This window comes from Pontiella sulfatireligans, assembly GCF_900890705.1.
Taxonomy (GTDB): domain Bacteria; phylum Verrucomicrobiota; class Kiritimatiellia; order Kiritimatiellales; family Pontiellaceae; genus Pontiella; species Pontiella sulfatireligans.
Genome location: NZ_CAAHFH010000002.1, coordinates 1,823,766 through 1,835,547 on the forward strand (window position 1 = coordinate 1,823,766; position 11,782 = coordinate 1,835,547).

General features: G+C 53.2%; 7 protein-coding genes and 1 pseudogene. All 8 read right to left on the reverse strand.

Translation table 11 applies throughout. The features are described from left to right. Positions 1 to 57 precede the first annotated feature (57 nt). Positions 58 to 1,416: a sulfatase family protein gene (locus tag SCARR_RS20540; RefSeq protein ID WP_136063521.1), complete on the reverse strand. Its 1,359-nt coding sequence runs from the start codon at positions 1,414 to 1,416 to the stop codon at positions 58 to 60. 67 nt (positions 1,417 to 1,483) lie between these two features. Beyond that, a pseudogene (gene tnpC / locus SCARR_RS28955) lies at positions 1,484 to 3,016 on the reverse strand (IS66 family transposase). 55 nt (positions 3,017 to 3,071) lie between these two features. Then, a complete protein-coding gene (gene tnpB, locus SCARR_RS20555) occupies positions 3,072 to 3,419 on the reverse strand; it encodes an IS66 family insertion sequence element accessory protein TnpB (protein WP_136059629.1) in 348 nt (115 codons plus the stop codon). Next, positions 3,407 to 3,736 carry an IS66 family insertion sequence element accessory protein TnpA gene (gene tnpA / locus SCARR_RS20560; RefSeq protein ID WP_136059628.1) on the reverse strand — a complete coding sequence of 110 codons (330 nt, stop codon included), beginning with the start codon at positions 3,734 to 3,736 and terminating at the stop codon, positions 3,407 to 3,409. Before tnpA ends, tnpB begins: the two co-directional genes overlap by 13 nt. 209 nt (positions 3,737 to 3,945) lie before the next feature. Then, a complete protein-coding gene (locus SCARR_RS20565) occupies positions 3,946 to 4,731 on the reverse strand; it encodes a PEP-CTERM sorting domain-containing protein (RefSeq protein WP_168433489.1) in 786 nt (261 codons plus the stop codon). A gap of 154 nt (positions 4,732 to 4,885) precedes the next feature. Then, on the reverse strand, positions 4,886 to 9,094 hold the full coding sequence (locus SCARR_RS20570) for a sulfatase-like hydrolase/transferase (RefSeq protein ID WP_168433490.1): 4,209 nt from the start codon (positions 9,092 to 9,094) through the stop codon (positions 4,886 to 4,888). A 53-nt stretch (positions 9,095 to 9,147) separates the two neighbouring features. After that, a complete protein-coding gene (locus SCARR_RS20575; protein WP_136063526.1) occupies positions 9,148 to 10,272 on the reverse strand; it encodes a hypothetical protein in 1,125 nt (374 codons plus the stop codon). A 43-nt stretch (positions 10,273 to 10,315) separates the two neighbouring features. Then, on the reverse strand, positions 10,316 to 11,782 hold the full coding sequence (locus tag SCARR_RS20580; protein WP_136063527.1) for a sulfatase family protein: 1,467 nt from the start codon (positions 11,780 to 11,782) through the stop codon (positions 10,316 to 10,318).

The following is an 11,782-nucleotide window of genomic DNA, read 5'->3' on the forward strand; positions in this document are numbered from 1 at the left end:
TAAACCGCGACAATTGAGCCTTAAATGGGGAAATATGAAACCACGGCATGCGTGCTTCTATTTATAAAATTTCTTCTTATGCTCCGCGGCCAGCCGCCGGAGCTTTTCAGCCACTTCAGGATACTCGTTAATAACGTTGTTCTTTTCATAGGGGTCGGCTTTCAGGTCGAACAGCGACAGTTCAATCTGGCGATTTTCATATTTACCGTCCTGCCCGTCTTTCCCATACGCAACAATATGGCGATAGCCGTGCGGCAGGTGCAGCTTCCATCGTCCGTCGCCGCCCATCACGCCGTTAAACTTTTTGCCGGTCGAAACCGGATAGTAGACGTGCGGGTTCTGCGCATCCGGCTGACCGGAGATGAGCGGCCAGACATTCCTTCCGTCGATTTCATTTTCCGGCAGCGCAGCTCCCGTCAGGCGGCATAGCGTCGGCAGCAGGTCAACAGAACAGAACATGGAGCCGGAAGATGAACCGGCCTTGAGTTTACCGGGATATTTTATGATGCACGCTGATTGCGTACCGCCATTGAAGCCCGTCGCCTTGAATTCCCGGAACGGGGTCTTGCCGGCATGGTTGCCGTAGCCCGCCCAGGGACCATTGTCGGAGGTCATGATCACAATTGTATTTCCCGCCAGACCGTTATTTTCCAATGCCTGGATGATTTGTCCGACCGACCAATCCAGCTCTTGGATCACGTCGCCATAGAGCCCGGCTCCGGATTTGCCTTCGAACTTATCGCTGACAAACAGCGGCACGTGCGGCATGGAGTGAGGCACATAAAGGAAGAAGGGGTGATCGTTGTGGCGGCCGATAAAGTCGACCGCGCGCTCCGTGTAGCGTGTGGTGAGCGATTTCTGAAACTCCGGCGTAACGCGTTCGCAAATCACTTCGCCGTTGCTCCAATACTGCAGCGGGAACTTTCCCCAGTGCTCGGGGTCCACCGGATGGTATTCCCACATATCGTTCGAATACATCAGCCCGGCCGACTCGTCGAATCCGCGTGCAGGCGGCCGCGTTTCCGGCCGATCTCCAATATGCCACTTACCGAAGATTGCCGTTTTGTAGCCCTGCTTCCGGAACACCTCGCCCATCGTGGCAAACTTCGGATCGAGCCCCCTGCCATTCGGGCCGTGTGCACCGAAGACCCTGGTGCGCCCCGGATAGCAGCCACTTAATAATGCCGACCGCGAAGCGGAACAGATGGCCTGGGGAACAAAGAAGTTATTGAAGCGACAGCCTTCGGCCGCGAGCTTTTGCACATGCGGCGTTTCATAGAGCGGATTACCAAACGGATGAAAGTCGGCCCACCCGGAATCATCCAGAAAAATGATCACCACGTTGGGTTGTGACGCGGCAAACACGCCTGCTTCACAAAGCAACATAACCGCCCACAATCTGAATTTGCTTACCATGGGTGCTCCTTTACCGGTTATCGGCTTTTAAAAGTATGCGTCTGTTCGTTCACCCACTTGACAGCATTTATGCTGACTGTGCGCGGGATGAGTTCCATTGAGCCGGAGTCCAGCTGGCAGCTTCGTTCTGTCCCATGGTTGGAAGGGCTTCGAGCACATCCCGCAAATAGTCGGCGGGGTTGATGTCGAGTTTTCGGCAGGTTTCGATGAGACTGTATATGATGGCGCTATCCTGACCGGATCGGGGGCTGCCGAAGAAGAGGAAGTTTTTCTTGCCGATGGCCGTGGGCCTGATGGCATTTTCGACAAGGTTATTGTCGATTTCCAGCTTCCCGTGCTCAAGAAACAGGTTCAGGCTGTCCCAGCGTTTGAGGGTATAGCTGATAGCTTCTCCGAGCTTGCTTTTGGGCAGTTGTTTTTTCTGTTCACGATCCAGAATGGTTTTTATTTCATTAAGCACTGGAGCAGAGTGTTCCTGCCGATAGGTTGCCCGGTCGAGCTCCGGTTGTTTGCGCAACGTGGTTTCGTTGCGATAGAGCTTCGCAATGAGTTTGATAATTTTCCGGCTGATTGAATCCCCGGCCTCATGAAATTTACGCCGGGCATGTGCCCAGCAGCAGGCATGAATAATATTTCCCTTTTCCTGTTCATGAGCCGGGTCGTTCAGCCATGACGGATAAGAACCGTATCCATCGCTTTGCAGAAGACCGGCGTAATCTGTCAGCATCTAATCAAGACATGATGCAGCACGACTCGGAAACCATTCAAAGAGCACTCCAACGCCTGGACTGTGATAGGCCCATAGGTATCCATTGGGACAATGGTCCTTTTTCGGGTCTTGGTATTTGATAAAAGTTTCGTCGGCCTGAATATACTCACTTTGCCGGATTTCATTTCTCAGTGCTTCGTAGATCAACGTTAACCAGTCGGCGATAAGATACATCCAGTTGCCCATGGTTTTGCGGCTGATTTCGATGCCGTGGCGGTATTTTAAAACCTGTTCCTGACGGTAGAGCGGAAGATGGTCGCAATATTTGCTCAGAATGATCTGTAGGAGCAGACCGGCAGAAGCATAGCTGTTTGGAATCAGTCTTGCCGGAGCTGGTGCGATCAGCGGCGGCACTTCACGGTTATCAATCTCAATAAACTTTTCTCGAATGATTTCACGGATAAAATACCGGGTCGGAACAACGTCGAGCTCCCGTACTTTTTCCTCCCCGATTTTTTTATAGCGACCAGGATTTCCCTGAACCTCATCGGGAATGATGATCACCTGCTCAACCGGCAGGTCTTCCGGGACCCGTTCCTTGAGCGGCTTGCGCTTTCCTCGACGGGACTCAACCGGCTCTGAATCATCCTGTTCGGCCTCTTCCGCTATTTCCAGAGCCTCTTGGGCTTCCTGCAGTTCATCGAGCAGTAGTTCCATCTGATCCGGGCTTAACTTTTCGGAACTGCGCCCGAACAGTTTTTTCAGCAGATACTGAACTTTCTCATTAAGCAGTTTAACTTCGGTTTTGAGCTGAGTGTTTTCGGCATTCAGAGACGTCCGCTCCTTTACCATCAGATCAAAATTTTCCCGGTTAAAATTCATGCCGTACATTATACCAAAACACGTTGAAAATGCGGCACCAACCTGATGGAAAATGCAAAAAAAATCAGCGCTGATACCAAGGTTTGAGCGAGCCTTGTTTTAGATCAACTCCATCGAGCAGCAGGGCCAGCGCTTCCGGAGCAAGACTAAGCTTTTCATCTGCGCCAACGCCTTGAGGCCAACTGAAACAGCCCTTTTCAAGCCGCTTGATAGCAACCCACATGCCGGTACCATCCCAGTACAGCGTCTTGATCCGGTTTTTCCGTCGGTTCGTAAACACAAACAATGTGCCCGAACACGGATCTTCATTTAACCTATCCTGCACTACACAGTGCAATCCGTTGAAGCTCTTACGCAGATCCACCGGCTCAACCGCCAGAAATACCCGGATTGAATTACTTAATCCAAACATCCGGCAGCCTCCCGCAGAACCATACCGAGTTCATTCAGTGACGGAATTGGAAGCTGAACCTCAATCCCGTTCGGCAGAAAGATCTTCAGTTCATCTATCTCAGGAGGTCCGGGCTGAACTTCCACCTCGCAAAAAGCAACCTCAGATTCCTGACGTTCAATTCGCAGCCAACGGGCCAGCGTTTTCGGGTTGATGCTCCATTCCCGGCAAAACGCCGCCTGGGTCAGCCCCGCTGAATTAAACTCCTCGATCAGTTCCCGGCGTTCTTCCTCCGTATAGGAAGCCCGCCCCGACACATTGTTTTCATTCGTATCCATGCCTGACAAATTATCAGGCTTTGCCGGAGCTGACTACGGGGTGAAAGAAGAGGCGTTTACTTTTAAAAAACAAACTATGATATCTTCGCGTGTACGATCACGCCACTACCGCTTCGTATACTGTATGGACGAAAAGCACGGTATACGAAAAAGGGATGCCGAGCAAACGGTATCCCGTTTATGCAGGCGGTTCTGTAAACCTATTGAGTCTAAATCATAAAGCGGCGGCGGATAAACAGGATGCCCCCGCCAAATGCGACAATCAGCCCCAACGTGGCCGGTTCCGGGATCACATCCAGTCCCATTTCATTTATCGAGACCGTGGACCCGGCAATCCAAGCGGCATCGGTGTTGAACACGAGTGTTCCGAGCTGTGTTGCTTCAAAATCCGAAAAGGTCTGTTTGGAATCACCATCGATAAAGTATTCGACGGTGTTATTATCGAAATCGAATTCTATGGCCACATTGGCTCCGCCCGCTTCTGTAAGACTGTAGGCATAGTTACGGAATCCCCCTGCCGTACCGGTTAAATCAGTGAACAGACGAATGCGGGCCGTTGTGGCGGAATCTTTTTCAAGCCGAATTCCGGCAAGGTTAACACCACCGGAACTCTGGGATGAGGCAAACCAGGTCATGTCGGCGCCAACCGCATTTGCGGTGAGATCCCATGAGGTGATATCAATTTCCAAACGGTACGCACCCGTGGTGATCGGTGTTGCATATTGATCCAAGGTCGCATTTGCGTTTGCAGTGCCCTTGCCCGGGAGCTTTCGGTACATGGCGCCGGCATGAGTCGTGTCGATAACCAGGTTACCGCCACCGTCCTGCGCAACCGTACCCGGCCCTCCGAAATTCCAAACGCTTCCAATCGTCCCCGTATTGGTGGAAGCACCTATAGAGATACCAGAAGCCTCATTGAACCCGAAATATTCAACCGGTGCTGCAAACACACCACCTGCAGCAAACAGAACAACCATCGTTAATAGTTTTTTCATTCTCATGTCCCCTTCTTTCCTGACAACCAAATGCGATGTCATGATCGCACTATTCTTTCTCAATTTAGGAAGACCATTTTATGGAGCACACTAAATATATCAATCGGCAGTCCTGAATGCGGAATGCGGGAAAATAAAACCCGCCTTCGTTTCACTAAGGCTTGAAGAGAATCCGGATGCGCCCGAATCGGTTGGTGGCGGTTTCGGTGGTCTCGAGATCTCGTACAGTCACCCGCTCCCAGTCGGAGTCAATCGGCACAACCGTCTCCGTTAAGACCGGACTTATCCAGACATTGGAAACCAGGTTGCTCGTGAATTCTGGAATATATTCCAAATCGTAAGCACCGCACCGGCGCAAGTATTCGAGTTCCAATGCCTGGAAACTATTCGTGTCGGCAATTTGATAGGTCGGCAGTCCGGATGTTCCAATGCCTGGAAGCAACACATGGTAGTCGTTGGTCGTCATATCCAGATTAAACGCATACTCGAACAGGTTGATGACGGTGTCGCTATCCGCATCCGCATCGAGCAGCGCATCCGCGCCGGACAACCCGGCCTCGACCAACGTCGCCGCGAAGGAAGTCTCTGCATAGATTTCAATGGAGTCGATCCAGACGTCCGCATCGTCGCCGCCAAACTGCAACCGGATTTCTGCGTCGGGATCGACGCCGGAAAGATAGTCCAGCTGGATGCCGGTAAATTCATAGGATCGACTGACCGTATCAATCGGCACGTCCAGCTGGAGATAAGCATTGGTGTTGTTATTCTTATTGCGCCACAGAATACGCAGCTCACGATCCGCCGCGGCCCGGGCCTCGAACCGGAAGGTGTAGAGTTTGCCAGCCTGTGCAGGCACAATCTGCTCAAGCGCAATTTTATAAGGCGAAGTAGTCCCGTCTGTAATATCCACATACAACTCCAAATCCGGCGCTGCTCCAACGGTGGCAAAAGAGACTGTTGCATCGGCATGGATATTTTCCGACCAGTTGTTCAGACCATCTTCAAACTCTCCATTGACAACCAGGTTATCGCCGGAAGCATTCGATGGAGGGTTCAGTTCATCCAGCCGCGCCTGAAGCTGCGCTTCGAGCGAAGCAACGTCGTCGGCGTATTCGGCGTGAGCCACCACATTCGTGTCTTCGCGGGGATCCAGGAAGTGGTCGTAGAGTTCGCGCTCGACGAAAATGTTGGAATTCTGCACGCGCCACTCCGTATAGCGGTATCGGTCGGTGCGCATGGAGTAGCCCATGTTGCCGCTGCGCGGATATTGGCTGAGCGCATCATCGTCGCCCGTCGAATCCGGGTTTTGCAGGAGCGGCACCAGGCTGTCGCCTTCCAGCTGCACAGGGTGCGGAATGCCGCATAGATCAAGCAGCGTTGGATAGAGGTCGACGGCTTCGGTGAGCGCGTCGATCTGAGAGGCGCCGGGCATCCACGGCACTTTCACGATCATGGGAATGCGCGTGGCGCGTTCAAAGTTGGTATGCTTCGTCCATTGGCCGTGATCGCCGAGATGCCAGCCGTGGTCGCCCCAGACGACAACGATGGTATTGTCCGCCAATCCTTCGGCCTCGAGCCCTGCCATGAGCCGGCCAAGCTGCGCATCCATGTAAGAGACGCTCGCGTAGTAGCCGTGAATGAGTTCTTTCTCTTGCGCATCGGAAACAGGGCCGGTGGCAGGAATGCCGTCATAGTTGCGCAGCTCGCCCCAGGAGGTGTAGGCGAAGGTGGAGGCATCAACCGCATGATCGTCCGTATGCGGCAGCACCAGGTCGTTGGTGGTGTACATATCCCAGTAGGTTTGTGGAGCAACAAAGGGAAGGTGCGGGCGGACATAACCCACGCCATAGAAGAAAGGCTGCTTTGTTTTCAGATCGGCCAGCTTCAGAATGGCTTCGTCGGTCACCGCGCCATCGCGATAGACGTTGTCAGTCACGTTGGTGCATTCAGTCGGAGGATTACCCGGCCCCAGCGAACCGTAGACTCCCGGACCTGAGGACCATGGCTCGCTCCATGAAAGATCATCGTTCAGATTTCCGTGGTATACTTTTCCGATCCCGACGGAATAGTAGCCATAATCCTGCAGGTATTGCGGGAGGGTTTCAACCCATGGGATGGTGTCGCGGAAGTTGGTCGTCAGGTCGAACACCTGAGTGGAGTCCGGACGCATGCCGGTCATAAGGCTGGTGCGCGACGGCGAGCAAACCGCCTGCTGCACGTAGGCGCGGTTAAACTGATAACCGTCTGATGCGAGCTGATCCATGTTCGGCGTGATCATTTGCGCCGCGCCATAGCCGCGGGTTTCCGGACGGAGGTCGTCGACACAGATCATTAGGATGTTGGGGTTGGCCGGCGCGGATGGAGGTGTAGCCGAAAGATCAAGCGTGGTGATGGATTCGGCAGGGATTGCAACAGAGGCGGCCGGGTTAAACACACCGATGTTCGTGCAGTTGAATGCATCGGTAGATCGGTAGATATCTCCTCCCGAAATTGAGATATCGACAAAAGAGATATCCAGATGCGCGGTGCTAGTATCATCATTAACGATGACAACCGTTACCTTCGTTTCATCCGGACTGATATACGCTGAAATATCTATGGCATCCTCGGAAGAAACGGCATCCAAACGTCGCCAATCGGCATTGATGAATGCGGAAAAATGTTTAAACGCATAATATTCCGGCGTGATGATGTAGCTCGACGAATCCGGGATATCGATGAGTCCCTGCTCGCCGTTCCAATAGAGCGACCAGTAGAAGTAAGAAGACACTTCCTCGATCGTCAGCGCGTTATGCATCAGCCTCGCCAGATTAAGTTTTCTGACGAGCGGAGAATTCGTGTTGGCATCGAGCACACAGTACTCCGTCTGAAACAGCGGCTTATAGCCATAGTCGGTATTAAACTCGGCCATGTTCGAATTAAGCACATCGGGATTCTCGCCTACGTTATTTTGGTAGTAATGATGCGCAAAACCATACGCATGGAATGGATGGATCAGATTATCGATATAAGCATCCAGCTTGTTGAATGAAATCGTTTCCGGCCCGAGCATTTTCGGCATGGCCACTGTTCCTTTGCGAAGGGCCAGCTCCTGCCAGACGGCTTCGAATACCTTATTGTAACCAGCGAAGTTGGTCGTCTCAACCGGCTCAAATCCGCAGCTATTATAATCCGGATGCCAGTTTGGTTCGTTCTGAATGCTGATATAATCGGCATCAACGCCTTCAGAATTGTAATAATCCAGACTATCGGCCCACCATGCTGCATAATCACCATATCGGTATCCATTGACATCAGAGTCTAGCGTCGCATCATCTGATCCTGCCTGCGATCCCGTGCTTTTCAGGTATGCGGGCGGTGTCCAGGATGACATCAGGATTTTCAACGGCTTTCCCAAGGCCGCCTCACCCAATTGGATCGTAGCAACCGTATCGTCCACCTTGTTCACATAGCCATCATGGTCATACACATTCTGGATTCGGAAAATATCGAGGCTCAGATCCCGGAACAACAGATTGGCGAGTTCTGTAGAATTGTTGTTGCTGATGAGCCGGTTGATGTAAAACGCACCGGAGGCACCAAATCCCTCGATTTTCTGATGGCGCAATCCGCCGTCCACCACCGTGGCGGTCGGAGCGGAAGCCCCCTGAACCGAAAAGAGTTCCACTCCAATATTGACGCCGTTCGCGACTGTGGCTCCGCGGACTGCGTCGATGCGGAAGCCGACCCATGTGATGCCGGAGAAGGTCGGAGTTGAAACACCGCCAATGATGCCGGCCTCCGTGGAGGTGTTGGCCGTAGGGGTGAAACTGAAATAGGACAACGTCGTTGCTTCGAATGAAAAAACAGTGCAGGAAACGAGAGGCTGCGGGGCGGAAATATGATAGCCCGAGCTGTCCTTGAGCACGAACCGTATCGTGGTGGATGAAACCGCCCCGTTGGGATTGATATACCCCGCCTCGCCGCTCACCGTGTCGCCGGCGGCATCCATCAGAATCAGGCCGGAATCCAGCCCGTTCAGGAAATCCTCCTGCTCGAAAAGATACAAGCCGGACGAGGCCTCGCCCGCAATACCAGCGCCTGCATTCCACCGAACTTTGAGGCCGGCATTCGCCCGGTTGTTCGCGGACCACATGCTCTCCCCTTCTTCTTCAAACCCGCCATATACAGACTGACCGGTGTAGCCGGGGCTGGAAATCGAATCCAACGTGGTCGAGCTTTCGCTGAAGAGCAAGTCGCTGGTCTGATTGATGGCGCTTGAAATCGTGTCGGCATCAAAGTCGACCAGGTTTACAGCCTGAGCGGGAAAGGCTCCCCCAACCAGAAACACGCTCATTAAGTAAAAACATGATTTCAGTTTCATAAGACCACTCTTTTTGCGGGTTACTGCAGTATTCAACAAATTCGCGGTTCGCTTCATTTTAGGTGCTTCATAAAGCGATTAATCGCTTCCGTATTGGCTTCGCTGATATGCCGAACCAACGTCATGTACGGAGTTCCGTCCTCGCGCAGCATGCCTTGTTTGAGCACGTCGCGATGTTCCGCAAAGCGGTCAATATATTGACACCGCTGATAACCGATAATGTAGGATTTATCGAATGCGTCCCTTAAATACCGGGCATAGGCCTGCCCAGCGGCCTCCTCGTTTTCCATCTGCTGCCACATGGTCTTTGAATATTCCGGCGTCGGGAAGCTGCACTGATGGTCGCACAGCAGGATCGGTTTTTTGAACCTGGCATGCAATCGGTCGAAAAAGTCGCCGTTGAACTCCGCCCCGCCCGGCTGGATCGACAGGACATCGATATAGGGCAACGCCTCCTCGACCACGCAATTGGGATGGTCGTTTATCAGATAACGCTCGCCAAAGATGAGCGCATCGGGATGCCGCCGCCGCGTCTCTTCGCCAAGCACCTTGTAGAGCTCACGCGCGATCAGCCGCAGGAAGTCTTCATCCAGGGTTCCTCCCTCTTTCAGGAATTGTTCGTACCGCATTTTTCCCGGTGCATCGGCGGGCATTTCACGCAGGGTCGACACCCAGTCGGTTCCGCGTTTTTTACGCGCCCGCTCCAGATCCCACTGCGGCGTATCCGTCCAGTAGTAGCCGATCAGGTTGGGGTTGCCCAGCTGTTTGCCCACTTCATAACCAATCACGTTTCTTATCTCTTCCTGAACCGCCGGATCGAAAATATCCGGGTAGTAAAATTCTGAGTCGGGCATGTAGTTCGCATTCTTCGTAAGGTACATCGGAGCCAGATAGGGCATCATCCGGGTCAACGGTGCCGGAGAACCGTAGCCCGCTGTATTGAAGCCCCATGATGTAAGATTCTTGAAGACCGCGTCACATTCCTTCTCCCGGTCGCCGGAAAAGGAATGGGGGAAAATATTTTGAACATGATTCACGCCCAATGAAAGAAACGGCTTGCCAGCCGGATCCATCAGGCAATCCCTGCCATTATTTTTTTCAAGATGGAATAGGCCTGCAGCGTTCCCTTTCAGCCCGGCCCCGCGTGCATCCATCGAAGACGCTAGGCATGCACACATGATACAACTCCATATTATTTTCGACATCGAAAATCTCCTTCTCCTATAACTCTACCGGCCCCGGATGGTTGATCTCGGTGGCGTTTGCTGCGGCACCGGGCATTTCGGCGTGGGGGTTTTTGTTTTTGAATTTTCCCGCAGGGATGATTTTTCCATCCTCGATCCGCGGCGGGCTGTGGCGATGGGGCGTGGGATTTTTAGGAATCGTGTCGCCGGTCTGCTCCGTCCACTGATCGATCAATCCGCGCGCCTTTTTCAACGCTCCCGCGTATTCCGGATTATCGGCCAAGTTGGTAAGCTGGTTCGGATCCTTGCTTAGTTTGAACAACTCCTCTTCTGGGCAGGGATTCGCGAAGATCTGCTGCTGCTCAGGCGTTGTCTTCCCCGCGGCATGCGCCTTCCACAACTCCTCTCCCGCAGGATACTTGGTGTCGGATTCATACGTAAGGTTGGGCTGGTTCGGATAGTTGTTCCGGATATAGACAAAGTCGCCGAAGCGCACCATGCGCTCATGGTTTTTATAGACATGCCAGTTGTGCTCCGAAAACACCAGCTGCCGCGTTTCGGTCGCCGGGTTGTTCAAAATGGGAAGAAAGCTCTGACCCTGGATGCAGGCTGGCTTTTCAATACCCGCCAACTCCAGACAGGTGGCGCTCAGGTCGATGGAACTGATCAGGCTATCAGTCATCGCCGGGGTTTTTATAATGCGGGGGTAATGAACCACCCAGGGCGTTTTGATGCCGGTGTCATACAGGCGCGACTTGCAGCGCGGAAAAGGACGGCCGTTGTCGGCCGCCACCACAATCAGCGTATTGTCCAGCACTCCCTGCCGTTCCAGTTCAGCCGTCACCAGCCCGATATAGTGATCGTAGCGGCTTACCTCGTGGTAGTAGCTGGCCAGGTCCTCGCGCGTCACCGGGGTGTCGACCATATAGGGAGGGATGATCACATCCTCCGGGTTGTATACCGGGGCTTGTTCACTTTCCTGCCAACCGCGGTGTGCGTCGATGGAAGAAAACCAGAAGAAAAACGGTTGGTCCTTGGGACGGTTTTTCAGATGCCCCACCCAATCCTCCTCCTTGCCCGGGCCTCCGCCCTTGGTGATTTGATCAAAGGCGCGGTCCGTGTTTCCAAACATGTGGTTTTTGCCCGACAGCACCGTGTAGTAGCCCGCCTCTCTCAGAAGCTCGGGAAATCGGATTTGCGCGTCGGGTAGCTTGACATGGAGTTCCGGCGCGCCGGTGTTATGGGGGTAGCGTCCCGTGATAATGCTGCATCGGCTGGGACTACAGCTACTGGTTGTCAGATAGGCGTTGTCAAAACGCATACCGCTCGCCGCCAACGCATCCACATTCGGTGTCTTAAGCGTCGGATGGCCGTAGCAACCGAAATCCTCCTGCGACACATCGTCAGCAATGAAAAATACGATATTGGGCCGTTCTTCAGCCGCGGCACTCGCGCCCCACGCTAACAGCAAACCCATACTAGAGATGAAAATATTTTTGTTCAT